A 23,563-nucleotide genomic window follows, 5' to 3' on the forward strand; every position below is an offset into this window, starting at 1 on the left:
ACCTCCACTGTGCTCTGCGCCGTCTTGTCGTGACCGGGTACGGCGGGGCTCTCGTCCGGAATCGGCCCGCTGGGGGCGATTGAAACCAGTATAGGCGGCCTGTGTAAGCAGGAAAGGAGAGGGGTGTAAGGGCGGCGTGAGCCACGGCGGCAGACCTTGAAGCGGGCGGCGCGGCGATGTCAAAGGTGGTGCAGGGGGCAGTCTCTACCGCAACCAGCGGGGACACACGGGCTGTGTGCCCCCGCCGCTCACCGGATCGGGAGCGCGTTCGCCCGGCGCGTTCACGGCGCGGCGCTCTTTATTGCTCGCCGGGTCAGTGTGTCTGGGGCGTCCAGTCGGAATGCAGACTGGGCACGCAGGCAATGGGCATGGGCGCCCGGCCAGAGACGGGGCAGGCGCCCACTGCAGCGCCGTCGCCCAGGGCCGGCTGAGCCGGACGGGCGAACGCCGCCCCCACCACCACCGCCAGCAGACCTGCCGCCAGGGCCACACGCCGAGAAACACGAACCATGCCGCAGGATACGCGGCGCGGCCTGCGGGCGTTCCCCGGTGTGGGCGTTCCCGGACGGCCAAGGCGCCTTGAGCCGGGCCGGGCCGCGTTCAAATGGGCCTGTGCCAACCTGGAGAGAGGAGATCCCATGACTGACCTTCACAACGGCGCCCAAACCCCCGTCAGCGACCCCGAACGGCCCAGCCAGGATGCAGGCCAGCCACAGACGAACCACGAACAGCAGGACAAGGGCCCGCCAGCCCCCGCTGACCCGGGCACGCACGGCCGCCCCAGCGACGACAGCGACCCCGGCCACAGCTGAGCAGTGCAAAAGCCCCACCGACCTTCACTGCGCCGGTGGGGCTTTTGCACTGCTCTGGCTTTAAGGACGTTGCACCTCACGTTGCGACTTTTCAGGAAAGCACTGAAAAGTCTCCACTCCCGGTGCAACGTCCTTTTTTCGATACTCGCTCTGCGGCGCAGCTGTTCCAGCCCGCTCGGTTGATCTAAAGATCAACAGCGAGCGACTTAGCTGGGGCCCTTCGTGGCCGGGTCGAGACCGGGCCGTTCGCCCTCGGCGTCGCTTTTCACGCCCTGAGCGGCTTCGGCGTCATTCATCTGGGCGCCGGGTTCCTGGCGATCACCCCGGCCGGGCTTGGCGTTCAGGTCGGTGGCCTGCTGCTCGGTCAGGTCGGTGCCCATACTGGGGTCATTCGGGTTCTGGGTCATGCCCCAGCGTGCCGCGCCCGCATGGCGCGCCGGTGAGAGGGTGGTCAAGATGGGGGCAGCCCTTGCGCGGGGCAAGTGCGGCGGGACGCGGCGCTCGGCCCTGTTAGGGTAAGGAATGACTGCATCTCTGGAACGTTTGGCCGTGGCCACCGCGATGTACCTTGCCCGTCTGGAATACGGCCAGTTGCGCACGCAGGCCGCGCCGCTGGACCCCGAAAGCGCCTCGGCGCGGGCCATTGACGTGGCGGCGGCCTTTCTGGCCCAGGCGGGCTTGCCGGGCAGCTTCACCCTGAACGAGGAACAGGAGCTGTACGAACTGCTGCGCGGCACCGAGTAGACCCCAGGTGGGGAACCGCCGGGCGCCGCGCCTGTACACTCACCCCTGACCGCCTGCCGCGCCCGGCAGGCATAACAGGGAGAAACAAGATGGACGAGAATCCGAAAAAAGCGCCGCGCAGCCGCGCGCGCATGCTGGAACTGGTGTTTCCCAAAGACACGAACTACCACGGCACCGCCTTCGGGGGCTGGGTGCTGTCGCTGATGGACAAGGCGGCCAGCATTGCCGCCGTGCGCCACGCCGGGGGCAACGTGGTGACGGCCCGCATGGACGGCGTGGACTTTCACGTGCCCATCCGTGTGGCCGACGCCGTGGCCCTGGACGCCCAGGTGGTGCGCGTGGGCCGCACCTCCATGACCATCCGGGTGGACGTGTACCGCGAGCACATGGCCAGCGGTGATCAGGAACTGGCGACCACCGGCTTTTTCGTGTTCGTGGCGCTGGACGATCAGGGCAAACCCCGCCCGGTGCCCCCGCTGCCCGAGGGCCAGGACACCCGCAGCGCCCAGCCCGACCCGGACGCCCGCCCATGACCGACCCTTTCTCGCCCCTGCTGCACCTGACTCTGGTGCGCCACGCGCTGACCGACTGGAACGGCGCCGGGCGCTGGCAGGGCTGGACCGACACCCCGCTGGGCGAGGCAGGCGAGGCCCAGGCCCTGAAACTGCGCGCCCGGCTGGCGGGGCGCACCTACGACGAGGTGCACAGCAGCGACCTGAGCCGCGCGGCGCGCACCGCCGAACTGGCGCTGCCGGGCGCCCCCATGATCCTGGACGTGCGCCTGCGCGAACTGCTGTTTGGCGACTTCGAGGGCGTGACCACCGACGAGGTGCTGCACGACCCCCGCTACGCCGAGTGGCAGCGCGACCCCTGGCAATTGGCGGCCCCCGGCGGCGAGAGCCTGGACGAGGTGGCTGCCCGCATGTGCAACTGGGCCGAAGCCCTACCTGGCGGGCGCATCATCGCCTTTTCGCACGGCGCCGCCATCCGCGCGCTGCTGTGTGCCCTGTTCGGCTGGCCGGCCACCCCGCAGCCCGGGTACGTGCTGCCCTTTCCCTATCAGCTGTCCCACACGGGCCTGACCATCCTGACCCGCGTGGAGGGCCGCTGGACCCTGCTGACCTACAACGACCACGCGCATCTGGAGTGAAGGGAGGGCCATGAGCCATGAGCTGTGGGCCATGGGCATTCAGGCGCCTCCCTGTTCCCCCTGCCAGCGGCCAGCGCCGACTTGCCTCCAGCCTCTCCTCATGGCTCAGAGCCCATAGCCCATAGCCCCTACAAAAACCGCGCCGTCACCGACCGCTCACACCCCAGCAGCCCCTTCGGCGGCCCGCTGTACAGCACCTCGCCTCCCGCCCGGCCCCCCTCCGGCCCCAGGTCAATCAGCCAGTCGGCCTGCCGGATCACGTCCAGCTGGTGTTCAATCAAGATGACGGTGTTGCCGCCGTCCACCAGCCGGTCCACGATGTTCAGCAGCAGGCCAATGTCCGAGAGGTGCAGCCCCGTTGTGGGTTCGTCCATCACATACACGCTGCCCTTCTTGTGCAGTTCGGTGGCCAGTTTCAGGCGCTGGCCCTCGCCGCCCGACACGGTGCTCAGGGGCTGGCCCAGCGTCAGGTACCCCAGGCCCACGTCGTTCATGGCCTGCAGCACCGCGCGAATGGGCTTTTCAGTGAAAAAGGCCAGCGCGGCCTCGGCGGTCATGTTCAGCACGCCGCTGATGGTCTGCCCGCGCAGGGTATGCCGCAGCACCTCGGGGCGAAAGCGCTGGCCCTCGCAAACCTCGCACACAGCGCTCACGCCCTCCATGAACGCAAGGTCGGTGTACACCACGCCCAGGCCACTGCAGGTGGGGCAGCTGCCCTCGGAATTGAAGCTGAACAGGCTGGGGCTCTGGCCGCTGGCCCTGGCGAACGCCTTGCGGATGGGGTCCATGATGCCGGTGTAGGTGGCCGGCGCCGAGCGGCTGTTGGCGGTCACGCGCGACTGGTCAATCACCACGGCGTCCGGGTGAAGCGGCAAGAAGACCTCGTGAATCAGGGTGCTCTTGCCCGAACCGGCCACGCCTGTCACCACAGTCAGCACCCCGGTGGGCAGCTCCACCGAGACATTCTTGAGGTTATGCACGCGCGCGCCTTCCACCTTCAGCCAGCCGCGCGGTGAGCGCACCTCGGTTTTCAGAGGCAGTTGCTGGGCGAGGTGCCGCCCGGTCAGCGTGGGCGCCTGTTGCAGCGCCGCGTAGGTGCCCTCAAAAACCACCTGCCCCCCATGCACCCCGGCGCCGGGCCCCATGTCCACGATATGGTCGGCCACGCGAATCACGTCCGGGTCGTGTTCCACCACCAGCACGGTGTTGCCCTTGTCGCGCAGCTGCGCCAGCAGCCCCGTCAGGCGCGAGACGTCGCGCGGGTGCAGGCCCACGCTGGGCTCGTCCAGCACGTACAGCATGTCGGTCAGGCTGTTGCCCAGGTGGCGCACCAGTTTCAGGCGCTGGCTTTCACCGCCCGACAGGGTGGCGGTTTCGCGGCCCAGGCTCAGGTACCCCAGGCCAATGCCAATCAGGTGCGAGAGGCGTTCGCGCAGGTGCGACGCCACCCGGGCCGCCGCCGGATCACTCAGGTCCTGCAAGAAGGCCAGCAGCTCGGTGGCTTCCAGCGCCGACAGTTCGGCAATGTTGCGGCCCTGGATGCGGCAGGCCAGCGCCGCCGCGTTCAGCCGCGCCCCGCTGCACACCGGGCACACGGCCGAGGTGGTAAAGCGCTCCAGCACGGCCCGCCCCCGGTCCGACATGCTCGCCGCGTCCCGGCTGAGGTACATGCGCTGAAAGCGGGGAAGGAGCCCTTCATAGGTCATGTTGATCTCGCCCAGCGAGACTTTCAGGTCCTGGCCGCGCAGCAGATCGTGCCACTCGCGCTCGCTGTAGGCGTCCAGCGGCTTGTCATTGTCGAACAGGCCGCTCAGGGCGTAGGTTTTCCACAGCCACTTGCCGACCCCGTAATCGGGGTGCAGGATGGCGCCGCCGTTCAGGGACTTCGTGCGGTCCAGCAGCCGTTCCAGGTCCAGTTGCGTGGTGCGGCCAATGCCCTCGCACTCCGGGCACATGCCCTGCGGCGTGTTGAAGGAAAAGGCGAAGGCCGGCCCGGCAAAGGGTTGCCCTGCGCGCGAGAACAGCAGCCGCAGCGGCGCGGCGATGTCGGTGTAGGTGCCCACGGTGGAGCGTGAGCCGCCGCCCACCCGCTTCTGGTTGATGATCACGGGCGCGTTCAGGTACGTGACGCGGTCCACGTCCGGCTGGCCGTAGTGCGGCAGAAAACCCTGCACAAAGGCGGTAAACGTCTCGTTCAGCTGCCGCTGCGCCTCGGCGGCCACCGTGTCGAACACCAGCGAGGACTTGCCCGAGCCCGACACGCCGGTGAACACCGTGACCCTGCCCTTGGGAATGTCCAGCGAAACGTTCTGCAGGTTGTGTTCGCGCGCGCCGCGCACCTCAATGAAGCGTCGTTCTGTCATCGCTCTCCCTCCTGCCTCCAGCGTCTCTGAGCCAGATGTGAAAATGCCCCACGGTGAGCCTTCATCGGAGATTTAACTTCGTGCCTTCAGGGAGGCGGCATATCACTGCTCAGAGGGGCGCGCAGCGGCAAACTCGGGCGAGCGTGCTCTCAGGGCCGCCTTGATGTCCGGCCGCGTCATGCGCGCCGCAGCGCGAGTGGCGAACACAGTGCCTCGTACCGGAAACGGTGCTGTGCTGTTCTGAACCGTTGGCCTGGGGGAGGGGCGAGGCCCTTAGGCAGTCGTCCAGCCGTTTGCCCAGGGCTCGAATGGACTGCGTGGGGCGCCGGGAGAGCAGGGTCATACGGGCCTCCTTTTGACAGCGTGCTGTCAAGTGGGCCAGCGTACCCGTTTTGACAGTAGGCTGTCAAGCAATGCCACTGACCCCCGCTGCCGCTGCCTTCTCTGATCTGGTGGTGCAGGTGCTGCGGCTGAGCGGCCTGCTGCTGGCCGCCGGCGACCGGCTGACGGCCCCTAGCGGCCAGACCAGCAGCCGCTGGCAGGTGCTGGGATGTGTGGACCATGGGCCCCAGAGTGTAGCGGCCATTGCCCGCACCCTGGGCCTGACCCGCCAGAGCGTGCAGCGCACGGCGGACCTGCTGGTGGGAGACGGCCTGGCCGCTTACGAACCCAACCCTGATCACCGCCGCGCCAAGCTGCTGCGCCTGACCCTGGAGGGCCAGCGCGTGCTGAGTGTCATTGAAGAGGCCCAGGCCACCTGGGCCAACCGGGTGGCGAACGGGCTGGACGAGGCGGCGCTGAAGGACGCGGCGGCGGTGCTGGCCGCCGTGGAACGGGTGCTGTAGGCGCAAGGCAGCCCTATCCCGGCGGGGCCACTTCCAGTTCACTGGCCAGTTCAGCCAGGAAGGCGCGCATGGTCAGGGTGCGCCGCCGCGCCTCGGTCTGGCCGGGCAGGGTGCGGAAGGTGCCGTCCAGGCGCAGCAGCTTGGTAAAGAAGTGGTCCACGGTATAGGTCAGGTCATCAGGTTGCCGGGCCTGGGCCCAGGGGTCTTCGGGGTGCAGCAGGGCCCGGCCCAGTTGCCCGCCCACGCCCGCCACCCGCAGCACCCCCAGCGCGCCCAGAGCATCCAGTCGGTCGGCGTCCTGCAGGGCGGCGCCCAGCGGGGTCTGCGGCACGGCCCCGCGTGAAAAGCTGTGGTCACGCACGGCCAGCGCCACCGCTTCCGTCTCGGGCGCGGAAAACCCCAGTTCCGGCAGGTGCGCGCGCACCGCCTGGGCGCTGAGGTCGCTGGCCTGGGCGCGCTGGGGGTGGTTCTTGGGCAGGTTCACCACGTCGTGGGTCAGGGCCGCCGCCACCGCCAGGGCCGCAGGCTGCTCCGGCGCGCAGCGAATGGTCCAGCGGGCCACCCGCGCCAGATGCCCTTCGTCGTGGGCGGCGTCGCGGCGCATGTGGGCCTGTACCCAGGTCCAGACAGCGCCCAGCCGGGGGTCGTGGGCCAGCAGTGGCTGCAGGGGCGAGGTCAAGCGGACTCCAGGGCCAGCCGCGCGTGGGCGAGGTGATGCCGCAGGTGCCAGTCGTGTTTGGCCACCAGGCGCCACAGGTCCTGCTCGCCCTCATCGGGGTGCCGCACCCGGCGGGAAAGCTGCGTGGGGTCTGTGCCTTCCAGGAGGGCCACCCAGCGCCCATTCACGGCGGTCAGCAGCGCCAGGGCGTCCTGCACCGGCAGCGCGGCGTCGGGCAGGGTCAGCCACGCGTCCTGGTCGAAAGGCTGAATCACGTAGTCCGGGGTGGTCAGGGCGAAGCGCAGCCGGTTCAGGCCATGTAGGTGGGCGTCGGCCACATGGTGGGCCAGCTGGTGAACCGTCCACCCCCCGGGGCGGTAGGTGCGGGCCAGGTCCGCCGCGCTGCGCCCGGCCAGCAGGGCATGCCAGTCGCTGGTGGCCTGCGCCATGCGCGCCGCTGCCGCCTGCAGGCCCGCTGCCGTGCGGTCGGGGTCTGGAATGGGCCCAAGGGGAAACTGCCGCGCGTGCTGGGTCATGCCCCGCAGTATGCCCCCAGACAGGGGGGCGCTTTTGATGAGAACAGGTGAGAAAGCTCACGCGGCGTCAGCTCTGCGTAAGTGGTGGGTGACGGGCCGCTGTCTACGCTGGGCGCATGACTGCTGCCGCTGCCCGGTCCCCTTCCATCCTGATCGTGGATGACAGCCCGGGTTTGCTGCAGAGCATGAACGCCCTGCTGCGGCCCCACCTGCCGGTGACCCTGGTGGACAGTGGCCGCGCGGCGCTGGACAGCGTGACCCCCGACACGGCGCTGGTGCTGACCGATGTGCGCATGCCCGGTATGAGCGGCGTGGAACTGGCCGAGCAGCTGCGCCGCCGCCATCCCCGCCTGCCGGTGGTGTTCATGACGGGCATTGTGGAAGAGGAACTGCGGGCGCAGGCGCACGCCCTGGGCGTGCTGGACGTGCTGCGCAAACCGCTGCGCGCCGAGCAGCTGTTTCCTGCCCTGAAGGGCTGGCTGGGCCGCGACGTGCTGCTGCCCGAGCCGGCCGGGGCCGCCGCGCCGGCCCCGCCCCCAGTACCCGCCGTGGACGAGGCGGCCGAACGCCTGAAGGTGGCCGAACTGGCCAGCACCCTGCTGGCGGGGCTGGGCGTGCTCCCCGGGGTCAGCGCGGCGCTGGTGCTGGACGGGCGCGGCGCGGTGCTGGGCACCACGACCAGTGTGACCGGGGAAATCACGGCTTATGTGCGCTTTCTGTTCAATGCCGCGCAGACCCTGGCGCAGCATGTCGCGCAGTCGGGGCCGCTGCGCGCCGTGCAGGTGGAATTCCAGGAGCAGGCGCTGGTTCTGTGCCCGGTGCCCGGGGGGCTGGCGGCCATTCTGGTGCGCGATACCCCCACGGCCAGCGCCGTCAAGGCGTGGCTGCGCCAGCGCCTGAACTGACGGTGGCCCGAGTGAAGACGGTGGCCCGAGTGAAGTGGCCCAGGGCCCTGGGCCAGCCAGGCACCGGGCGCCTGCTGGGGTGGGGCTCCTGGCACGTCCGGCGGCACGCTACAGTGCCGGCATGCTGACCCTGGCCGAGCTGGCCCGTGGAAGCGCCGCCCCCCCAGATGCGGCGTCCGAAACCCAGACCCTTGCCGCGCAGGGCGTGCCGGGCCTGATCGTGCCGGCCGGGTTTGAAGAGGCGTTCTACCGGGGCGGCAACCTGCCTGAACAGCTCCGGCGCCTGTTTGCGCCCATTCGCCCCGCCCGCATTGACGAGGACGCCCTGGAACCCCTGGCCGAACAGGCCCAGGCCCTGATCCGCACCACCTACCTGATGGACGACGCGGTCCAGGACTTTTACCGCGCCCTGGCCAGGGCAGGCCTGCCGCAGACCGTGACCGTGCGCCGTCCCGGCGGGGCGACGGGCGAGCCTGCGGTGTGGGCGCCCCCCGGCACAGCAGCGCTGCAGGCCCTCAAGCGGCTCTGGGCCCGCGACTGGGCTTTCGAGGCGGTGCTGGCGCGTCTGGATACAGCGGGCAGCGTGGCGCTGGAGGCCCGGCCCACTCTGCTACTGCCGACCTGAACATCGGCGGCTGGGGCGCTGGAGGCTGCGCCCCAGTGTGCTAAGGAAGTCGCTGCCAAGCCCCCGATCAACCGAGTGGGCGTGGACAGCGGCACCGCAGAGCGAGTCTTGAAAAAAAGGACGTTGCACCGGGCGTGGAGCCTGTTCGGTGCTCTCCTGAACAGTCGCACTGTGAGGGACAGCGTCTTTAAGTTGACTAATCCAATCGGATTAAGCGAAAATGAAAGCTATGTCGTGTTTCAGTGTTCGTCGCCTGCTGCTTCTTTCTGGCCTGCTGGCCGTTCCGGTGTCCCTGGCGGCGGGTGTGTTTCCGCTGGTGCTCAAGCATGATTTCGGCGGTGTGTCCTTTGCGCGAATGCCCTCGCGCGTGGTGACCCTGAGTGAGGAGCAGGCCGAGCTGCTGAGTGTGCTGGGCATCCGGGCGGTGGGCTTCGGGTCCGGGCGTATTGAGGGGCGCCTGGGGCAGCGCGCCCAGAATCTGACCACCCTGGCCCGGAGCAGCCTCACAGAAGCGGTGTATGTGGGCGCCTACGACAAACCTTCGGCCGAACTGCTGGCGGCCCTGAGACCCGACCTGATCCTGATGGATGGGGGAGACGGCAGCCGCACCACCTTTGAGGCCGTGCGGAAGTTGGCCCCCACGCTGGCCTACGACTACGACACCGTTCCCTGGCGCACTGCGCTGGGCGATCTGGGCCGCCTGTTCGGTAAGTCGGCCCAGGCGGCGCGTTACCTCCAGACCTACGACACCCGCATGGCGTCCCTGAAGGCGGGGCTGGCGCCTGTGGCCCGCGCCGCACCCAACACCACGCTGCTGTACATGTATGAGCCGGGTTCCGTGATGGTGCTGGGGCGGGGGTTTTCGTTCAGCCGCACCCTTTCAGTTCTGGGGCTGACCCTCAACACGCCGGCCGGGATTGATCCGAACATCAGCTTCAAACAGCTGAATGCCGAGGAACTGCTGAGCCTGAAAACCGACCGCGTGCTGATTCTGCGCCGCCTGAATGATGGCCAACTGGTGCCGCCCAACGCCACCGACACCGTGCTGCGCCGCCTGGGCAAGCCGGTCTACACCTACCCGCTGGACCCCCAGGAAGCCTCCAGCGGCCCCCTGACCGACCTGAAACGCGCCGAGGCGCTGGCCAAACTGATCCGGCGCTAGCCCGGGCCACGGCTGGCCCCGGGTGCCGTACCCTGCCAGGGTGAACCTTGACCAGCTGACCGCGCCGGGGGCCTACCCCGGGCTGACCCTGACGCTGCACGACGGCGGCCTTCTGGAGATCGTCATTCAGAGTGAAAAGACGCTGAATTCGGTGGATGCCCGCGCCCACCGCGCCCTGACCACGGTGTGGCGGGACATTGATGACACGGCTGGCGTGCGCTGCGTGCTGATTCGCGGCGAGGGCCGGGGCTTTTCCAGTGGCGGCGACTTTACCCTGATTGAAGAGATGGCCGGGGATTTCACCGCGCTGGCCCGGGTGTGGAAGGAAGCGCGTGACCTCGTGTACAACGTCATCAACTGCGGCAAGCCGGTGGTCAGTGCCATTCATGGTCCCTGCGTGGGCGCCGGGCTGGCGGTGGCGCTACTGGCCGACGTGAGTATTGCGGCGCGAAGTGCCCGGCTGCTTGACGGCCATGTGCGACTGGGTGTGGCGGCCGGGGACCACGCCGCCATCATCTGGCCGCTGCTGTGCGGGCTGAACAAGGCCAAATACCTGCTGATGACCGGCGAGAGCGTGAGCGGCGAGGAGGCCGAGCGCATTGGGCTGGTGAGCTTGTGCGTGCCCGACGACGAACTGCTGGACCGTGCCTGGGCCGTGGCGCGGCGGCTGGCGGCGGGCAGCCCCAGCGCCGTGCGCTGGACCAAGTACGCCCTGAACAACTGGCTGCGCGCCATGGGCCCCACCTTTGACGCCAGCCTCGCGCTGGAATTCCTGGGTTTTACCGGCCCGGACGTGCACGAGGGCCTGAGCAGCTTGCGAGAGAAGCGGGCGCCGAAGTTTCAGGACGACGCGCCAATCTGAGGGGCCCCCGGCCACTTACGCCGCTTTGACCTGATTGCGCCCCGCGTGTTTGGCGGCGTACAGGGCCTCGTCGGCGCGCCTGAGCAGGGTTTCCATACGCTCGCCGGGTTCGCCCTGCGCCACCCCCAGGCTGGCGGTGACCTGCAGCACCCGGTCGTGCGGCACCCCGGCCACCGCCTGCCGGATGCGTTCGGCCACGCCCTGGGCCTCGGCGGCGCCCGCGCCCGGCAGAATCACCAGAAATTCCTCGCCGCCCCAGCGCCCGAACAGCGTGCCCCGGCGCAGCACCCCGCCCATCGCGGAGGCCGTGCGCCGCAGCACCTCGTCGCCGTAGTCGTGGCCGTGGGTGTCGTTGATCTGCTTGAAGCGGTCCAGGTCCAGGAGAATCACGCTCAGGGGTGCGCGCGCGGGGCCGTCCAGCTGCGCCGAGAGCCACAGGGTCAGCTGGCGGCGGTTGGGCACCCCGGTCAGGGCGTCGAGGTACCCGGCGCGGGCCTCACTCTGGGCGGCGGCCAGGGCGCCCACATAGCGGCGCTGCAGCAGGCCAAACAGCACGAAGAAGCTGATAAAGGTGACGTGCGAGAGCAGCAGCTGCACCAGCAGCGCCGAATTGCTCTGCTGGCTGGCGCTCAGCCCAGCGCCGCTGGCCAGCCACACCCCAACAACGGCGCTCAGGGCCGCGAAGATGCCCAGCGAAGCGGCGGTCGCCACCCGCCCAGGAAACACCAGAAAGGCCACCACATAGGCCAGGGGAAGCCAGTACGAATAGGTGCCCAGGCCGCCCACCATCTGCTCGACCAGCACTGCCTGAGCGAACTTGTACACGCCGGTGGCCCCCAGAATCAGCAGGTGGAGCGCCCCCACCAGCACGTAATGCCGCGCAAACACCTGCAACCACAGCAAAAACAGCACGTTTTTCACCGTCAGCAGGGCCAGCCCGGTGGTGACCCCGGGGCCCCAGTTCAGCGGGTGGGCCACCAGCAGGCCGAACGCCGAGGTGGCCAGGGACAGGGCCACCACCGCCAGCAGGGCGTGCCGCCGGAACTGCTGTTCGTGCGCGGTGGGTTCTGCGGGGAAGGGCAGGGGCAGCATCGGCCCTGACGCTAGAGCGCGCCCCCTGACAGAAGCCTCGCGGCCCTGGAGGTCAAGACAGGCTGGGACAAGAGGGCAGACTGAGAGGAGGGAGCAGGCTGTTCCCGTCCGGGGAACTTGGCCCCTTGTCCGGCGCGCCGCGTTATTGTCAGGCGAAAAACCATTCCTTCAGGAGGAACCCCCCATGACCACCAAGCAACCCGTCCGTGTCGCCGTGACTGGCGCCGCTGGCCAGATTGGCTACAGCCTGCTGTTTCGCATCGCGTCCGGCGACATGCTGGGCAAGGACCAGCCCGTCATCCTGCAGCTGCTGGAAATCACCCCGGCCCTGAAGGCGCTGCAGGGCGTCGTGATGGAACTGCGCGACTGCGCGTTCCCCCTGCTGGCCGACGTGGTGACCAGCGACGATCCCATGGTGGCCTTCAAGGACGCCGACTACGCCCTGCTGGTGGGCGCCATGCCCCGCAAGGCCGGCATGGAGCGCGGTGACCTGCTGGGCGCCAACGGCGGCATCTTCAAGCCTCAGGGTGAAGCCCTGAACGCGGTGGCCAGCCGGGACGTGAAGGTGCTGGTGGTGGGCAACCCCGCCAACACCAACGCCCTGATTGCCCAGCAGAACGCGCCCGACCTGAAGCCGGGGCAGTTCACGGCCATGGTGCGCCTGGACCACAACCGCGCCATTTCCCAGCTGGCCGAAAAGACCGGGCAGCCAGTGAGCGCCATCAAGAACCTCACCATCTGGGGCAACCACTCTTCCACCCAGTACCCCGATCTGTCGGCGGCGACCGTGAACGGCCAGAGCGCCCTGGAGCAGGTGGACCGCGACTGGTACGAGAACAGCTATATCTCCACCGTGGCCAAGCGCGGCGCCGCCATCATTGAGGCCCGTGGCCTGAGCAGCGCGGCCAGTGCAGCCAGCGCCGCCATTGACCACATGCGCGACTGGGCGCTGGGCACCCCGGAGGGCGAGTGGGTCAGCATGGGCATTCCCAGTGACGGCAGCTACGGCGTGCCCGAGGGCCTGATCTACGGCTTTCCCGTGACCTGCAAGAACGGCCAGTACGACATTGTGCAGGGCCTGGAGGTCAGCGAGTTCAGCCGGGGCAAGATGGACGCCACGGCCCGGGAACTGGAAGAGGAGCGCGACGAGGTGCGCAAGCTGGGTCTGGTGAAGTAAGCGCAGAAGGCAAATGGCGAATGGCAGATGGCCCAGCTGGGTCTCTGCCATCTGCCTTTTGCCATGGGCCATCTGTCCGCTGACCCCCCCGCTTGACGTGCAGTTCGCTGCACGTTCCATGCTGAAGGCCGGAGGTTCACCATGAATGCCATGAACGCACAGGACTGGACGCAGACGCTGACTGCCCGCCACGAGGACGCCCGGCAGGCCCGCTGGACGCGGCTGCGGTGGCCCGCCCTGCGCCTGCCCCGCTGGGAAATCACCCTGACCATACGGCGGCTGGCGTAGTGGACATCAGCGCCGCAAATTTTCGCTCGGCGGTTCAGGGCCTGCGCGAAGCCCTGATGACCACCATGCCCGCCGAGCAGCGCGAACAGCTGGCGGTGATGTGCGGCGGCCCAGAGGTCTTTGAGGCGCTCTTCGACCTGCGCGGCGTGGGCATCGGGCGCTTTGCGGCGCTGATGGGCCTGCCCGCCACCACCGTGCGCCACCTCCTGCGCGAGGACCTGCTGCACCCCATGCGCGTGAACGGCAAGTTCCGCTTTCTGCTGCCCAACGTGGCGGAACTGCGCGGCGTGCAGCAGTGGCAGGCCCTGGGCCTGACCCTGGAAGAGGTGCGCGCTTTTTTGCAGGGGCAGCAACTGCTGGGGCTGGCCTCACAGGGGGGCCTGACTGTGACGCTGCACCGCACCGAAGAACACCCTGATGCAGAGCAGCTGGCCCAGCTCAAGGCCACGGTCCTTACCCGTGTGCAGGCGGCCATTGCCGGCCTGGAGCAGAAGCAGGCCACGCTGACCCGCCAGCTGGAACAGGCCCGCGCCCTGGCGGCGGCGCTGGCGCCCAGTGACAGCGCGCCCACCTGAGACGGGTTCCGAACAAGGCCGTACCCCATGACGGAATGTTTCCGACCAGAGGGACTCGCAGCGCTGCGGAGCAGAGCAGAAAAAGAGGCGGCTGTCCGGGCATTGAACCGCCCCCAGCCGAAGGCGGGGAACGTCCCCTTTCTTCCCGGATATTCCGGAGAAGGACGGCAGTCCGTCTGAGACGGACGCCCACCCCACCCGGTGCAGGAGCGGCGCCATCCGAGCAGCGCGAGCGGGAGAAAAACGCGCCTCTGATACGGATTCCGAACGATTTCGTCATGTGTGACGGAATTTTTCCGACCGGAGGGCGCAGGAATAAAGGCGGATTTCCGGGAACTGGGCTGAAACAGCGCCGAAGGCGGGGAACATCGCCCTTCTTCCCGGATGTTACGGAAATGGACGGCAGTCCGTATGACCCTGTCATGAGCCGGCCAGCCGGGGGCCGCATTCGCACAGCCCGCCGCCTGCCGGCCTGAGCTTCAGTCCAGACTCAGCACCCACTCGCCCGCGCGCATCAGGGGGACCCGCTCGCCGGTCTGGGTGATGCCGTCCACATCGGTGCGCGGCGTGCCAATCATCCAGTCCACGTGAATGAGGCTCCCGGCGTTGCCACCTGCCGCGTCCAGCACGGCGGGGTCGGTGCCGCCCTGCACGTTGGTGGGGTAGCAGCGGCCCAGGGCAATGTGGCTGGCGGCATTTTCATCAAACAGGGTGTTGAAGAACAGGGCCGCCGTGCGCGCCACCGGCGCCGAGGCCGGCACCAGGGCCACCTCGCCCAGGCGCGCGGCGCCGTCATCCGTCTCGATGAGCTGGCGCAGGGTGGCTTCGCCGCTCTGCGCGCTGAATTCGGCCACGCGCCCGGCCTCAAAGCGCACCCGTATGCCCTCAATCAGCTGGCCCCGGGCGCTTAGCGGCTTGCTGGCCACCGCCCAGCCGTCCACCCGGTCGCGGTGCGGGGCGGTGAACACCTCGTCGGTGGGCAGGTTGGGCACCGCGCGAACGCCGTTCTGAGCGGTCTCGGCACCGCCCTGCCACACGTGGTTCTGGGCCAGCCCCACCGTCAGGTCGGTGCCCAGCTCGCTGCTCAGGTGCAGGGCGGCGTACTGCTGGCGGTTCAGATAGTCGGTCAGGCGTTCCAGGCGCGCGGTGTGCTCGGCCCAGGCCGCCACGGGGTCGGGCAGGTCGGCGCGCGTGACCGAAAAGATGTCCTGCCACAGCCGCGCCACCGCGTCCTCTGTGGGCAGGTCCGGGTACACGCGCGCCGCCCAGGCCGGGGTGGCCATGGCCGCCACCGTCCAGTTCACTGCAAAGGCGCCAGTGGCCTCGCTGACCCGGCGCATGGCCTGGGCCATCAGGCGGCTGCGCGTGGCAATCCGGGTGGGGTCCACGCCGGACAGCAGCGCCGGGTCCTCGCCCACGATGGCAATGGAGGCGTAGCCGTCGGCCACCATGGCCTCGCGCTCGCGCGCCGCCCACTCGGGCACAAAGCCCACGGCTTCGTCGCTGCCCTCTTCAAACAGCGTCAGGGCGAGGTGGGGATCGTCGTACACCACGCGCACGTCGGTGGCCCCGGCGCGGTAGGCAGCGCGCGCCACCAGCCGGGCCAGGGCCGTGGCCTCCACGGGCGCCGTCACGCGCACCTTGCCGCCGGGTTGCAGGTTGACCCCGGTGCGCACCAGCAACTCGGCGTAACGGGCCAGCAGCGTGTCAAAGGAAGCCAGGGTCTGGGTCATGCCGCCTACTCTAGCGGGGCCATGGCGGGGCGCCAGTACACCCCGGCCTCGCGCGCCAGCACGCCCAGGCCCACCAGCTCGCGGCGCAGGGTAAACACGTCGCCATACACCTCGCCCAGCACGGCGTTCACCTCGCGCTCGGGGTACTGGCGGCCCGGTTCAAACAGGCCAGCCAGCTCGCGCAGGATCACGTCGCGCTTTTTGCGCTGCGCGGGCAGGGTGCTCAGGCGTCCGCCCTTCAGAAAGGCGCGCAGCACGCGGTCGCGGTAGGGGTCAGCACTCTGGGGTGGCGGCGCGGCGCCGCGCACCACGTCGCCCAGATTCAGGTTCAGGGCCGCCGTCTGCGCGCGGTGCAACCGGTGGTGACCGTCCTGGCGCGTGGTGATCAGCCCCGCCCCGGCCAGTTGCGCCAGATGGTGGCTGACCGTGGCGGGCGCCAGATTCATCAGGCGTGCCAGGGCGTCGCCGCTGGCCTCCTGGGTCCAGATCAGGCGCAGCAGCCCCAGGCGGGCGGGGTGAGACAGGGCCCGGAAGAGGGCGGCGCGCGTGGTCAGGTCGGTGCTCATGGCTGCCCCGGGCGGGGCCATGGCCGGGCGCCGTGGGCCATCAGATGCGCGGCGGCGTAGATCTCCAGTGCGGCGTTCAGGGTGTCCAGCCGCGCCTGGTCCCTGGCCGTGGCCGCCGCGTCGCCCGCCGCTCGGGCCAGCCGCACATCCCGCTCGGCATTGGTCTGCAGGCCCTGCACGATGCGCTGAAAAACCTCATTCATTTTCTCCTGGCTCATTTCGATCCTCCTCGAATCAGTGTGCAAGATTCGAAGAAGGTCGAAATGCAGCGAATGGCTGAGCGGGGAGGGAGAGAGAAGGGTTCAGGCGCATGGCTGTCAGCGGGGCCAAGCAGGACACCCGCAGACGGGAAGGGGCGGGGCACTCCCCCAGCACTTCGAGCCTCGAAAAGGCCGTCCTCACCGGCTCTGACTGCCTCAGCTGGGCTCTCGTTCACACCAGACGAGTCCTTCTCTGGCCCCTGCTGCCGTCTTACCAACCCTCAATCTGCCGGCCAGCCTCAAAGGCCGCCACGCCCACCGCCACCGAGAGGTTCAGGCTGCGCCCACCGCCCGGCTGCGGCAGTTTCACGCAGGGCAGGGCGCCGCGCAGCCACGTGGGCAGACCGCGCGATTCCGGGCCAAACAGCAGGTAATCGCCGCGCGCAAAGCCGGCGCGGGTGTGCAGCCCGGTGGCGTGGGTGCTGAAGGCAAAGACCCGGGCCCCCGCAGGCAGCGTGCCCTGAAACGCCGTCCAGCTGGCGTGCTCGTGCAGGGTCACGCCTTCGAGGTAATCCATGACCGCGCGGCGAAATTCGCGGTCGTGCAGGTGAAAGCCAAAGGGGCGAATCAGGTGCAACTCGGCGCCCAGCACCGCGCAGGTGCGCGCCACGTTCCCCACGTTCCCCGCCTTTTCCGGCTCGAACAGCACCACGCGCAGCAGCGGCGCCGGGCCGCTCATGGGTCCAGGCGCGCCAGTAGCACGGTCGCGCGCGCCTGCACGTGGGCCGGGGCCAGCCCCTCGGAGGTCTTGAAGCTCACGCCCACCTCGGTTTCGGGCAGCGAGAGCAGCTCGGCCATGCGCCGGGCGATGGCTGCGCGCAGGGGCCCCAGCTTGGGCCGGTCCAGGGTCACCACCAGGGCCACGTTCACCGGCCGGTAGCCGCGCCCGCGCACCAGCTCCAGGGCCCGCGCCACGATCACGGCCGAGTCCAGGTCCTTGCACTCGGCGGCCGTGTCGGGAAAGTACTGCCCGATGTCGCCCAGGGCCAGCCCCGAGAGCAGCGCGTCGGCCAGGGCGTGCAGGGCCGCGTCGCCGTCGCTGTGGGCCACCGCGCCCAGGGGGGCGTGCGGCACCGGCACGCCGCCCAGCACCAGCGGCCGGCCCGCTTCCAGCCGGTGGGCGTCTTCTCCGTAGCCAATGCGGTAGGGCGCAGACATGGCCCGGAGTGTAGCGCCCCCCGTTAACGCTGCCGTAACGCGCCCTGCGCGACGCTGCGGCCCACAGGGGGAAAGAGCCGCCAATGATGCACCTGGATGACGATCTGTTCGAGCACCTGCCGCTGCCTGCCGTTCACTGGACCCCGGGCCACCCGGCCCGGCTGAACCGCGCCTTTACGCGCGCCTTTGGCCTGGGCCCGCTGCCCCTGCCCCTGCTGGAGCGCCCCGACGGCACCCACCACACCCGGCTGTCCACCCCGAACGGCGACACGCGCATCTGCCGCGTGCTGCTGCGCACCCGGCCCGGTGGCGACCGCCTGGGCGTGATTGAGGACGTGCACGAGTACCACGCCGATCCCCTGACCCGCCTGCCGGGGCGCCGCGCCCTGCTGCTGGACGCCGCGCACGGCACCCCGGCTACCCTGGCGCTGCTGGACATTGACCGTCTGGACCGGCTGAACCGCCGCGCGGGCCACGCCGCTGGCGACGCGGCCCTGTGTGCCCTGGCCGGGGTGCTGGCGCAGGGCACGCGCCACTGGCCGGCCCAGGCGTACCGCCTGGGCGGCGGGGCCTTTGTGCTGTGTTCGCCGCAGGTGCTGCTGCCGGGGCACCTGGGGCCGCTGCAGGCCGCCTTTGCCGGCGCCCTGCTGGGCTTTGGGGTGCGCCGGACCAGCTTCTCGTTCGGGCTGGCCCACGCCCCGCAGGACGGCACCACCCTGGCCGAACTGCTGACCCAGGCCGAGCGCCGCCTGCAGCGCAGCCAGCGGGTCGGGCGCGGCGGACTGGCGGCTGAACTGGTGCACCTGCTGCGCCACGCCCGCCTGGGCAGTCCCCCGGACAGCCGCCGCACGCATCTGGTGGGGTCTTGAGCCGCGTGGTTCAGCCTCCGCCGGGGCAGGGCGCGGGCCCGCGCCCTGTCACGGCGGGCACGCCCCGGCGCCGCGCCCTGCCCCCGGCCGATCTGGGCCCGCTGTGCGCCCACGGCGACCATCTGTCTGTGGAGACCCGGCGCGGCCCGCTGCCGGTGTACCGCTTTCTGCCGCTGCAGGCGGCGGTGCTGTGCGGCGAGCGCGTGCCCTACGCCGCCGACTGGCCCGAGCACCTGAAGCTGTTTGTCTACACCTACGTGCCGCTGCCCGGGCCGCGCCCGGCGCCCCCGGCCCTGGCGCCCCTGGCCGGCGTGCAGGCCCGGGACACCCACGGTCTGCGCCCCTGGCCCCAGGCCACCTACCAGGGCTGGCCGCTGTACCTGTATGCCTATGATCAGCCCGGGGGCGCGCCGCTGGGGGCCGCAGCCCACCTGTTCGCGCCCGTGCCCGCCGCCCAGCTGCCCCTGCCCTTTCCCGGCGCCGAGCAGCAGGGCCCCTGAGCTCCGCCCCCCACAAGGAGACCTGTGACCCCCCAAGAGCCCCTGAACTTTCTGGCCCTGACCACCTTCGACGGCCGCCTGTACGCGGTCAGCCAGGCGGGCGAGCCGCTGGCGCTGTACGTGTTTGCTCCCCTCGCCCAGGCGTATGCAGGCCAGTACGAGGTGCCGTTTGCTCCGCAGTGGCCCCGCTACAACGAGGCGTTCGTGCTGCAGTACGTGCCCATGCCCATGCTGCCCCACGACAAGCTGCCCGACGCCCTGGAACCGGACATCACTGCACAGGCGCGCGCCGGCGACCCCGTGCGGCCCTGGACCCAGATGCTCTACCAGGGGTGGCCGCTGTACTACGTGCAGGGCCAGCAGGCCAGCGCCGCCAGTGACGGGCAGCCTGCCATGTTCCAGCCCGCCACGGTGGGCATGGCGCCGCCCAACGCTGGGCGAGTGGGAGACATGGTCCAGGCCGCAGAAAAGGGCGACGTGGTGCTGCCGGGGCCCTTCCTGGGGCCGTAAAGGTGGGACAAGAGAGGGAAGTGAGGAGTGGGGGGGCCGCGCAGGCATTGATGGTGACCTGCCGGATCACTCCGTCTGGCTACGGGGCGCTCAGGCGCGGGCCTGGGGCGGGTGCGGCGGGGGTCCAGGTGGCCAGGCGGCTCAGGCAGCCGTGGGCAAAGGCCACGGCCTGGCCCAGTTGCTCGCGGCGCCGGGCCCGCGCGGCGCGGTGCTGGGCCAGAAGCAGCCCGAACAGCGCGGCGTCCTGGGCTTCCGGCAGCCCGGCGGCGGCGGCCACCTGCTCGGCCGCCGCCCAGCCGTGGAAGTAGGCCACGCTGGCCACATCCCAGGCGGCGGGCACACAGGCGGCGTCGCCAAAGTCCAGCAGGGCGGAGAGTCGGCCGCCGCGCCACACCAGCTGCCCGGCGTGCAGGTCGGTGTGGCACACGCGGCTGGGGGCGTGGGCGGCCCGCTGCAGGGCCTCGGCGCAGCGGGCCAGCGGGGCGTGCAGGGCCGGGTCGGCCTGCACCAGCGGCTGGCGGTCCAGGGGCACGGTCCCCAACGGCCACGCCTCCGGCAGGCGCGAGCGCACCCCGGCCTCTGGGTCCGGCGCCACGCCCCGCAGCAGGTCGGCGCGGTCGGCCAGCAGGCCGTGCCCGCTGCAGGGCAGGGCGTGCAGCACCCGCAGGGCGCGGCCCAGGTCGGTCCAGCCCTCGGGGCTGGGGGGCAGGCCGTCCCCGCCCATCAGGATGTCCACGCAGTAGGCCTGTTCGCCGCGCAGGGTGCCGGTGGCCAGGACCGGGGGCACCGGCACCCCCTGCGCCGCCAGCCGCCGCTGGAGCAGGGCCTGCACGCCCAGCCGCGCCCCGGGGCCCAGGGCCAGGCGAGCCACGCGGCGCCCATCGGTAAAGGCCACGCACGTTGCCCCGCGTGAGAGCAGCTGCGCGCCCGGCCCCAGCAGGGTGCGGGCATCAAGCAGGGCCTGCGCTTCAGCGAGCATGAAGCACCGCCGGCCGCTGGAGATCTGTGTGGTCCAGTACCACGCCCGCGTGCGCCTCCGGGGTCGCGGCGGCGAAATACAGGCGGTGCCCCTCCACGTAGCGGCGGTTGCTGGACGCAGCGGGGTCCGGCGATCCGTACCCTGGGCCACGCGCCGCGCCCCGGGGCACCGAGACCTCGAACGGCACCCGCAGAAACACCGAGTCGTCCCAGAAGGCCCGCAGCTCCGGCCGGTGCAGAAACAGACCGTCCACGATCAGCAGGCTGCCGGGTCCAGCGGCCTGGGCCGGCAGTCCCAGCGGTTCGTCGCGCGCTACATCAAAGACCGCCGGGCGGTACTGCAGATTCCCGCCCGGCGAGAGGGGCACCAGCAGCTCCCGGCGCAGGGCGTCCAGATCGTAGGAGTCCTCGTAGAAGCCCTGGGGCGAGGTCCGGCCCTGGCGGTAGCGCACGGCGCGGGGATGGTGGAACTGGTCGGCACTGGCGCGGATCACCGCGCGGCCCTGGGCCCGCAACTCGCGGGTCAGCCCACCGGCCAGTGTGGTCTTGCCGGCGCCGTCCACGCCGTCAATCCCCACGCGCAGCACCGGGCGCGCGGGTTGCCCGGCCAGTCGGGTGACCAGCCACGACAACATCTCCTGCCGGGTCGCGGCCCGCAGGTTCACAGAAGCGGCGCGCATCAGATTTTCAGGTCGCCTTTCTCGGTCACGTTCAGGCCCTGCGCCACCTCGCGCGAGGCCTGCTGGCGCTCGCGGTCCAGGTAGGTCTGGGCCTGGGCCACCTCGCGGTCCAGCACCGTCATGGTGTCGCGGAAGCGGTCCAGGGCCTGCTGGCGGTAGGCGCTGATGGCGTCCAGCGCGCCGTACACGTCGCGAAAGGCCGCCTGGATAATCTGCGGGTCCACGGTGGCGCTGCCCGCCTGCCGCTGAATCTCGGTGCTCTGCTGGCGCAGCAGCTGGGCTGTGGAGCCGATCATCTTGCCGGTGGTGTCGTTCAGGGCGGTCACCTGCCCCAGCACCGCCTGCTGGGTGCCCAGCGCCTGCGAGACCATCAGGGCCGTTTTCAGGGCGCTCACGGTGGTGGTGGTGGCGCGGTCCACGCCTTTAATCAGTTCCAGGTTGTTGCGCCGCACGAGGTCCAGGGCCAGATACCCCTGAATGCTCACCGCCAGCTGGGTCAGCAGGTCGGTCACGCGCTGGCGCACGGCAAACAGCAGTTCCTCGCTGACCATACGGGCCTTTTCGGGGTCGGTGGTCTGCAGCTCCTGCAGGCGCAGCGTCAGGGCCTCATCCACCGCCTTGCCCACGTGCGCGTACTGGCGCAGCTTCTGCATGGTGTCCCACAGGTGCACCTTCTCGGTCTCAATGGTGGCGTTGTCGCGGCGCAGTTCGTCCTGGCCCCGGTACAGCGCTTCCAGAATGCCGTTCAGGTGGCTCTGGGCACTCTGGTACTTGTCGAGGTGGCTCTGCACCTTCTTGCCGCCGGGCAGCTTGCCAAACAGGCGCCGGGGCGTGGGCGCGCGGCTGGGGTCCAGGTCCTCCACCGTGCGGCGCAGATCGGTCAGGCCGCGCAGGATGTCGCTGCCTTCGGCCAGGGCGCCCGCGCGGGTGGCGCGCAGCGGGCGGTCGAGCATGCGGTTGCTGCTCTGGGCCGCCGCGCGCTGTTCGGGCAGGCCCAGTTCATGCACGGCGTCGAGCTTGCGTTTGAAGTCGGGGGTGTGGGTGCCGGCCGCCAGCACCTCCTGGGCAAACGCCTGGGCCATCTGTTCCAGGCGGGCGCGGTCCTCGGGGGACAGCGGCACCATCTCGGGAGCCTGCTGGGCCTGCACGGGCGGCACCGCCTCCGGCGCGCGCAGCATCGAGTCGGGGGGGGTCAGCGGGCCGCGAGGATCACTCATGCCCTCCATTACGCCGCGCGGGGCGCAGGGGTTGCATCCGGCAAAAGGCGCAGTGGGCTGGCCGGGGGTGGGCTTACGAGGACAGGGCCAGCCGTTTGAAGCGGCAGTCCTGCCAGAACTTCACGAAATGGTCCACCTGGGCCAGAAAGCCCGGGAAATCCTTGCTTTTGACCATGTATGAACTGGCAAACAGGTTGTACGCCTGCGCCACATCCTCGGGGTTGTCCGAAGTGGACAGAATCACCACTGGCAGGTGACGCAGCCCACGGTCGGCGCGAATGGCGGCAATCACGTCAAAGCCGCTCATGCGCGGCATATTCAGGTCCAGCATCACCACATCGGGCAGGGGGCGCCCCGGGGCGCGCAGCCACGCCAGCGCCTCCACCCCGTCCTCGCACAGGTGAATCTGCACCGTGTCGGCGTGCTCGTCAAAGGCTTCCTGGGCCAGCAGGCGGTCGGCTGGATCATCATCAATCAGCAGAACGTGCAGGCGGCGGGAAGATGTGCTGTTCATGGGATAAGGCAGTGTAGCTTCTACACCAAGCCTTCAGATTCGTGCGGGCCACACTCTAAAGAGGGGCTTTAGGTTTCTCAGGCAATCATCAGTTCAGCGTCAGGAAGCTGATGAAGTTTCTCTCTGGCCGGGCCTGTCAATGCAGCGCACCCTCCCAGACAGGTCAGTTTAAGGTGGGGGTCATGCCCTCTCCCGCCCTTCTTCTCCGTGCGCGTCAGCCTGCCGACCTGCCCGTGCTGTGGCGCTGGATGCACCACGAACGCTCACCCGCATGGCAGCAATGGGACGCGCCGTATTTTCACGCTGCCCGCCCACCCTCTGAGCTGGGCCTGGAGGCCTACAGCGACCGGGCGCTGGCCCAGCCCCCCACCCCCCACCTGCGCATCCTGGAACTGGGTGGGCAGTGTGTGGGGCAGGTGTCGCGCAGCGAGGAAGCGCCCACCGGCGGCGGCTGGTGGGACCTGGGCATCCTGATTTTCGATCCGGCCCACTGGGGCGGCGGGCTGGGCACCCGGGCGCTGCAGCTGTGGACGGCGGCCACCTTTGCCGAGACAGACGCCCACGTGCTGACCCTGACGACCTGGAGCGGCAACGAGCGGCTGATCCGCGCTGGCGTGCGCGCGGGCTATCACGAATGCGCCCGTATTCCCCAGGCCCGGCTGTGGCAGGGCCAGCGCTGGGACAGCGTGAAATTGGCCTGCGGCGCCAGGGGCCGACTGAAGAGAAACTGTAATTTGCCCGGTATGAAAATAGCTCATCTGATTTCACCCTGACCGTACCGGGT

At 69.9% G+C, this 23,563-nt stretch carries 31 protein-coding genes and 1 riboswitch; of the genes, 16 read left to right on the top strand and 15 right to left on the bottom strand.

The genetic code is table 11. The features are described from left to right. Positions 1-13: 13 nt before the first annotated feature. A riboswitch (guanidine-III (ykkC-III) riboswitch) is annotated at positions 14-82 on the bottom strand. Between the two features lie 231 nt (positions 83-313). After that, positions 314-511, bottom strand: a complete 198-nt coding sequence (locus C8263_RS18960; RefSeq protein WP_146160675.1) for a hypothetical protein — start codon at positions 509-511, stop codon at positions 314-316. Between the two features lie 127 nt (positions 512-638). Between C8263_RS18960 and C8263_RS19310 the strand changes: the two genes are divergently transcribed. Then, positions 639-812, top strand: coding sequence for a hypothetical protein (locus C8263_RS19310; RefSeq protein WP_158263800.1), 174 nt, complete (start codon positions 639-641; stop codon positions 810-812). Between the two features lie 206 nt (positions 813-1,018). Here the strand turns inward: C8263_RS19310 and C8263_RS12855 are convergent, their stop codons facing one another. Continuing rightward, positions 1,019-1,219 (bottom strand): hypothetical protein, encoded by a 201-nt coding sequence (locus tag C8263_RS12855; RefSeq protein WP_107138530.1) that lies wholly within the window; start codon positions 1,217-1,219, stop codon positions 1,019-1,021. A gap of 115 nt (positions 1,220-1,334) precedes the next feature. Between C8263_RS12855 and C8263_RS12860 the strand changes: the two genes are divergently transcribed. The 3 genes from C8263_RS12860 to C8263_RS12870 all read left to right on the top strand — a co-directional run bounded on the left by C8263_RS12860 (position 1,335) and on the right by C8263_RS12870 (position 2,706). Then, positions 1,335-1,556 (top strand): hypothetical protein, encoded by a 222-nt coding sequence (locus tag C8263_RS12860; protein ID WP_146160676.1) that lies wholly within the window; start codon positions 1,335-1,337, stop codon positions 1,554-1,556. 89 nt (positions 1,557-1,645) lie between these two features. Then, complete coding sequence (locus tag C8263_RS12865) at positions 1,646-2,089, top strand: acyl-CoA thioesterase (RefSeq protein WP_107138532.1); 444 nt, start codon at positions 1,646-1,648, stop codon at positions 2,087-2,089. Further along, the gene (locus tag C8263_RS12870) at positions 2,086-2,706 is read left to right on the top strand and encodes a histidine phosphatase family protein (RefSeq protein ID WP_107138533.1); all 621 of its coding nucleotides are present in this window, start codon (positions 2,086-2,088) and stop codon (positions 2,704-2,706) included. The genes C8263_RS12865 and C8263_RS12870 overlap by 4 nt, the downstream gene beginning before the upstream one ends. A 128-nt stretch (positions 2,707-2,834) precedes the next feature. Here C8263_RS12870 and C8263_RS12875 read toward each other — a convergent pair whose 3' ends face one another. Next, on the bottom strand, positions 2,835-5,069 hold the full coding sequence (locus tag C8263_RS12875; RefSeq protein WP_107138534.1) for an ATP-binding cassette domain-containing protein: 2,235 nt from the start codon (positions 5,067-5,069) through the stop codon (positions 2,835-2,837). A gap of 413 nt (positions 5,070-5,482) precedes the next feature. On the opposite strand from C8263_RS12875, the gene C8263_RS12880 reads away from it, so the two are divergent. Beyond that, positions 5,483-5,914 (top strand): MarR family winged helix-turn-helix transcriptional regulator, encoded by a 432-nt coding sequence (locus tag C8263_RS12880; protein ID WP_107138535.1) that lies wholly within the window; start codon positions 5,483-5,485, stop codon positions 5,912-5,914. Positions 5,915-5,927: 13 nt separating this feature from the next. On the opposite strand, the gene C8263_RS12885 is transcribed toward C8263_RS12880, so the two are convergent. Together C8263_RS12885 and C8263_RS12890 are read right to left on the bottom strand one after the other, a co-directional pair. After that, positions 5,928-6,593 carry an HD domain-containing protein gene (locus tag C8263_RS12885; protein WP_233218802.1) on the bottom strand — a complete coding sequence of 222 codons (666 nt, stop codon included), beginning with the start codon at positions 6,591-6,593 and terminating at the stop codon, positions 5,928-5,930. Further along, entirely contained in the window at positions 6,590-7,108 is a 519-nt protein-coding gene (locus C8263_RS12890) for a DinB family protein (RefSeq protein ID WP_107138536.1), read from the bottom strand. Before C8263_RS12890 ends, C8263_RS12885 begins: the two co-directional genes overlap by 4 nt. A gap of 116 nt (positions 7,109-7,224) precedes the next feature. On the opposite strand from C8263_RS12890, the gene C8263_RS12895 reads away from it, so the two are divergent. The 4 genes from C8263_RS12895 to C8263_RS12910 all read left to right on the top strand — a co-directional run bounded on the left by C8263_RS12895 (position 7,225) and on the right by C8263_RS12910 (position 10,662). Next, positions 7,225-8,013, top strand: coding sequence for a response regulator (locus tag C8263_RS12895; RefSeq protein ID WP_107138537.1), 789 nt, complete (start codon positions 7,225-7,227; stop codon positions 8,011-8,013). A 121-nt stretch (positions 8,014-8,134) separates the two neighbouring features. Continuing rightward, on the top strand, positions 8,135-8,638 hold the full coding sequence (locus C8263_RS12900) for a hypothetical protein (RefSeq protein ID WP_107138538.1): 504 nt from the start codon (positions 8,135-8,137) through the stop codon (positions 8,636-8,638). Positions 8,639-8,867: 229 nt separating this feature from the next. After that, entirely contained in the window at positions 8,868-9,800 is a 933-nt protein-coding gene (locus C8263_RS12905) for an ABC transporter substrate-binding protein (protein WP_158263801.1), read from the top strand. A gap of 40 nt (positions 9,801-9,840) precedes the next feature. Further along, the gene (locus C8263_RS12910; RefSeq protein WP_107138540.1) at positions 9,841-10,662 is read left to right on the top strand and encodes an enoyl-CoA hydratase/isomerase family protein; all 822 of its coding nucleotides are present in this window, start codon (positions 9,841-9,843) and stop codon (positions 10,660-10,662) included. A gap of 15 nt (positions 10,663-10,677) precedes the next feature. Here C8263_RS12910 and C8263_RS12915 read toward each other — a convergent pair whose 3' ends face one another. Continuing rightward, positions 10,678-11,754: a GGDEF domain-containing protein gene (locus tag C8263_RS12915; protein ID WP_107138541.1), complete on the bottom strand. Its 1,077-nt coding sequence runs from the start codon at positions 11,752-11,754 to the stop codon at positions 10,678-10,680. Positions 11,755-11,938: 184 nt separating this feature from the next. Here C8263_RS12915 and C8263_RS12920 point away from each other — a divergent pair, with 184 nt between their 5' ends. The 3 genes from C8263_RS12920 to C8263_RS12925 all read left to right on the top strand — a co-directional run bounded on the left by C8263_RS12920 (position 11,939) and on the right by C8263_RS12925 (position 13,794). Then, positions 11,939-12,931 carry a malate dehydrogenase gene (locus C8263_RS12920; RefSeq protein WP_107138542.1) on the top strand — a complete coding sequence of 331 codons (993 nt, stop codon included), beginning with the start codon at positions 11,939-11,941 and terminating at the stop codon, positions 12,929-12,931. 141 nt (positions 12,932-13,072) lie between these two features. After that, positions 13,073-13,219 carry a hypothetical protein gene (locus tag C8263_RS19315; protein ID WP_158263802.1) on the top strand — a complete coding sequence of 49 codons (147 nt, stop codon included), beginning with the start codon at positions 13,073-13,075 and terminating at the stop codon, positions 13,217-13,219. A 56-nt stretch (positions 13,220-13,275) separates the two neighbouring features. Beyond that, positions 13,276-13,794 carry a MerR family transcriptional regulator gene (locus tag C8263_RS12925; protein WP_146160677.1) on the top strand — a complete coding sequence of 173 codons (519 nt, stop codon included), beginning with the start codon at positions 13,276-13,278 and terminating at the stop codon, positions 13,792-13,794. 479 nt (positions 13,795-14,273) lie between these two features. Here the strand turns inward: C8263_RS12925 and C8263_RS12930 are convergent, their stop codons facing one another. The 5 genes from C8263_RS12930 to ispF all read right to left on the bottom strand — a co-directional run bounded on the left by C8263_RS12930 (position 14,274) and on the right by ispF (position 17,511). Beyond that, positions 14,274-15,527: an aminopeptidase gene (locus C8263_RS12930; RefSeq protein WP_107138544.1), complete on the bottom strand. Its 1,254-nt coding sequence runs from the start codon at positions 15,525-15,527 to the stop codon at positions 14,274-14,276. A 5-nt stretch (positions 15,528-15,532) separates the two neighbouring features. Next, positions 15,533-16,093 carry a DUF2087 domain-containing protein gene (locus C8263_RS12935; protein WP_158263803.1) on the bottom strand — a complete coding sequence of 187 codons (561 nt, stop codon included), beginning with the start codon at positions 16,091-16,093 and terminating at the stop codon, positions 15,533-15,535. Continuing rightward, the gene (locus C8263_RS12940; protein WP_233218804.1) at positions 16,090-16,311 is read right to left on the bottom strand and encodes a hypothetical protein; all 222 of its coding nucleotides are present in this window, start codon (positions 16,309-16,311) and stop codon (positions 16,090-16,092) included. The genes C8263_RS12935 and C8263_RS12940 overlap by 4 nt, the downstream gene beginning before the upstream one ends. Positions 16,312-16,564: 253 nt before the next feature. After that, the gene (locus tag C8263_RS12945; protein WP_107138546.1) at positions 16,565-17,032 is read right to left on the bottom strand and encodes a tRNA (cytidine(34)-2'-O)-methyltransferase; all 468 of its coding nucleotides are present in this window, start codon (positions 17,030-17,032) and stop codon (positions 16,565-16,567) included. Continuing rightward, positions 17,029-17,511 (bottom strand): 2-C-methyl-D-erythritol 2,4-cyclodiphosphate synthase, encoded by a 483-nt coding sequence (gene ispF, locus C8263_RS12950; protein ID WP_107138547.1) that lies wholly within the window; start codon positions 17,509-17,511, stop codon positions 17,029-17,031. The genes C8263_RS12945 and ispF overlap by 4 nt, the downstream gene beginning before the upstream one ends. A gap of 83 nt (positions 17,512-17,594) precedes the next feature. On the opposite strand from ispF, the gene C8263_RS12955 reads away from it, so the two are divergent. Genes C8263_RS12955 through C8263_RS12965 form a run of 3 tightly spaced genes read left to right on the top strand, consistent with a single transcriptional unit; the run spans position 17,595 to position 19,390 of the window. After that, positions 17,595-18,380, top strand: a complete 786-nt coding sequence (locus tag C8263_RS12955; RefSeq protein WP_107138548.1) for a GGDEF domain-containing protein — start codon at positions 17,595-17,597, stop codon at positions 18,378-18,380. Continuing rightward, complete coding sequence (locus C8263_RS12960) at positions 18,377-18,880, top strand: COG4315 family predicted lipoprotein (RefSeq protein WP_107138549.1); 504 nt, start codon at positions 18,377-18,379, stop codon at positions 18,878-18,880. Before C8263_RS12955 ends, C8263_RS12960 begins: the two co-directional genes overlap by 4 nt. A gap of 24 nt (positions 18,881-18,904) precedes the next feature. Continuing rightward, positions 18,905-19,390: a hypothetical protein gene (locus C8263_RS12965; RefSeq protein WP_107138550.1), complete on the top strand. Its 486-nt coding sequence runs from the start codon at positions 18,905-18,907 to the stop codon at positions 19,388-19,390. 79 nt (positions 19,391-19,469) lie between these two features. Here C8263_RS12965 and C8263_RS12970 read toward each other — a convergent pair whose 3' ends face one another. The 4 genes from C8263_RS12970 to C8263_RS12985 all read right to left on the bottom strand — a co-directional run bounded on the left by C8263_RS12970 (position 19,470) and on the right by C8263_RS12985 (position 22,779). Then, positions 19,470-20,369, bottom strand: a complete 900-nt coding sequence (locus tag C8263_RS12970; RefSeq protein ID WP_107138551.1) for an aminoglycoside phosphotransferase family protein — start codon at positions 20,367-20,369, stop codon at positions 19,470-19,472. Further along, positions 20,359-21,048, bottom strand: a complete 690-nt coding sequence (locus C8263_RS12975) for a nucleoside/nucleotide kinase family protein (protein ID WP_233218806.1) — start codon at positions 21,046-21,048, stop codon at positions 20,359-20,361. Before C8263_RS12975 ends, C8263_RS12970 begins: the two co-directional genes overlap by 11 nt. Continuing rightward, complete coding sequence (locus C8263_RS12980; RefSeq protein ID WP_107138552.1) at positions 21,048-22,265, bottom strand: toxic anion resistance protein; 1,218 nt, start codon at positions 22,263-22,265, stop codon at positions 21,048-21,050. Before C8263_RS12980 ends, C8263_RS12975 begins: the two co-directional genes overlap by 1 nt. 73 nt (positions 22,266-22,338) lie before the next feature. Continuing rightward, positions 22,339-22,779 (bottom strand): response regulator, encoded by a 441-nt coding sequence (locus tag C8263_RS12985; RefSeq protein ID WP_107138553.1) that lies wholly within the window; start codon positions 22,777-22,779, stop codon positions 22,339-22,341. A 182-nt stretch (positions 22,780-22,961) separates the two neighbouring features. Between C8263_RS12985 and C8263_RS12990 the strand changes: the two genes are divergently transcribed. Further along, positions 22,962-23,552, top strand: coding sequence for a GNAT family N-acetyltransferase (locus tag C8263_RS12990; RefSeq protein WP_107138554.1), 591 nt, complete (start codon positions 22,962-22,964; stop codon positions 23,550-23,552). Positions 23,553-23,563: the final 11 nt, after the last annotated feature.

The sequence above is a fragment of the Deinococcus arcticus genome (genome assembly GCF_003028415.1).
In the GTDB taxonomy this organism is placed as follows: Bacteria; Deinococcota; Deinococci; order Deinococcales; family Deinococcaceae; genus Deinococcus; species Deinococcus arcticus.

What these genes read in the sequence shown, in the direction of transcription:
- C8263_RS19315 (WP_158263802.1), top strand. Translation starts at nt 13,073, where the DNA reads ATGAATGCCATGAACGCACAGGACTGGACGCAGACGCTGACTGCCCGC.
- C8263_RS12880 (WP_107138535.1), top strand. Translation starts at nt 5,483, where the DNA reads ATGCCACTGACCCCCGCTGCCGCTGCCTTCTCTGATCTGGTGGTGCAG.
- C8263_RS12895 (WP_107138537.1), top strand. Translation starts at nt 7,225, where the DNA reads ATGACTGCTGCCGCTGCCCGGTCCCCTTCCATCCTGATCGTGGATGAC.
- C8263_RS12860 (WP_146160676.1), top strand. Translation starts at nt 1,335, where the DNA reads ATGACTGCATCTCTGGAACGTTTGGCCGTGGCCACCGCGATGTACCTT.
- C8263_RS12920 (WP_107138542.1), top strand. Translation starts at nt 11,939, where the DNA reads ATGACCACCAAGCAACCCGTCCGTGTCGCCGTGACTGGCGCCGCTGGC.
- C8263_RS12935 (WP_158263803.1), bottom strand. Translation starts at nt 16,093, where the DNA reads ATGAGCACCGACCTGACCACGCGCGCCGCCCTCTTCCGGGCCCTGTCT.
- C8263_RS12980 (WP_107138552.1), bottom strand. Translation starts at nt 22,265, where the DNA reads ATGAGTGATCCTCGCGGCCCGCTGACCCCCCCCGACTCGATGCTGCGC.
- C8263_RS12855 (WP_107138530.1), bottom strand. Translation starts at nt 1,219, where the DNA reads ATGACCCAGAACCCGAATGACCCCAGTATGGGCACCGACCTGACCGAG.
- C8263_RS12970 (WP_107138551.1), bottom strand. Translation starts at nt 20,369, where the DNA reads ATGCTCGCTGAAGCGCAGGCCCTGCTTGATGCCCGCACCCTGCTGGGG.
- C8263_RS12905 (WP_158263801.1), top strand. Translation starts at nt 8,868, where the DNA reads ATGTCGTGTTTCAGTGTTCGTCGCCTGCTGCTTCTTTCTGGCCTGCTG.
- C8263_RS18960 (WP_146160675.1), bottom strand. Translation starts at nt 511, where the DNA reads ATGGTTCGTGTTTCTCGGCGTGTGGCCCTGGCGGCAGGTCTGCTGGCG.
- C8263_RS12915 (WP_107138541.1), bottom strand. Translation starts at nt 11,754, where the DNA reads ATGCTGCCCCTGCCCTTCCCCGCAGAACCCACCGCGCACGAACAGCAG.
- C8263_RS12945 (WP_107138546.1), bottom strand. Translation starts at nt 17,032, where the DNA reads ATGAGCGGCCCGGCGCCGCTGCTGCGCGTGGTGCTGTTCGAGCCGGAA.
- C8263_RS12975 (WP_233218806.1), bottom strand. Translation starts at nt 21,048, where the DNA reads ATGCGCGCCGCTTCTGTGAACCTGCGGGCCGCGACCCGGCAGGAGATG.
- C8263_RS12925 (WP_146160677.1), top strand. Translation starts at nt 13,276, where the DNA reads ATGACCACCATGCCCGCCGAGCAGCGCGAACAGCTGGCGGTGATGTGC.
- ispF (WP_107138547.1), bottom strand. Translation starts at nt 17,511, where the DNA reads ATGTCTGCGCCCTACCGCATTGGCTACGGAGAAGACGCCCACCGGCTG.
- C8263_RS12930 (WP_107138544.1), bottom strand. Translation starts at nt 15,527, where the DNA reads ATGACCCAGACCCTGGCTTCCTTTGACACGCTGCTGGCCCGTTACGCC.
- C8263_RS12955 (WP_107138548.1), top strand. Translation starts at nt 17,595, where the DNA reads ATGATGCACCTGGATGACGATCTGTTCGAGCACCTGCCGCTGCCTGCC.
- C8263_RS12875 (WP_107138534.1), bottom strand. Translation starts at nt 5,069, where the DNA reads ATGACAGAACGACGCTTCATTGAGGTGCGCGGCGCGCGCGAACACAAC.
- C8263_RS12900 (WP_107138538.1), top strand. Translation starts at nt 8,135, where the DNA reads ATGCTGACCCTGGCCGAGCTGGCCCGTGGAAGCGCCGCCCCCCCAGAT.
- C8263_RS12890 (WP_107138536.1), bottom strand. Translation starts at nt 7,108, where the DNA reads ATGACCCAGCACGCGCGGCAGTTTCCCCTTGGGCCCATTCCAGACCCC.
- C8263_RS12985 (WP_107138553.1), bottom strand. Translation starts at nt 22,779, where the DNA reads ATGAACAGCACATCTTCCCGCCGCCTGCACGTTCTGCTGATTGATGAT.
- C8263_RS12990 (WP_107138554.1), top strand. Translation starts at nt 22,962, where the DNA reads ATGCCCTCTCCCGCCCTTCTTCTCCGTGCGCGTCAGCCTGCCGACCTG.
- C8263_RS12940 (WP_233218804.1), bottom strand. Translation starts at nt 16,311, where the DNA reads ATGAGCCAGGAGAAAATGAATGAGGTTTTTCAGCGCATCGTGCAGGGC.
- C8263_RS12870 (WP_107138533.1), top strand. Translation starts at nt 2,086, where the DNA reads ATGACCGACCCTTTCTCGCCCCTGCTGCACCTGACTCTGGTGCGCCAC.
- C8263_RS19310 (WP_158263800.1), top strand. Translation starts at nt 639, where the DNA reads ATGACTGACCTTCACAACGGCGCCCAAACCCCCGTCAGCGACCCCGAA.
- C8263_RS12865 (WP_107138532.1), top strand. Translation starts at nt 1,646, where the DNA reads ATGGACGAGAATCCGAAAAAAGCGCCGCGCAGCCGCGCGCGCATGCTG.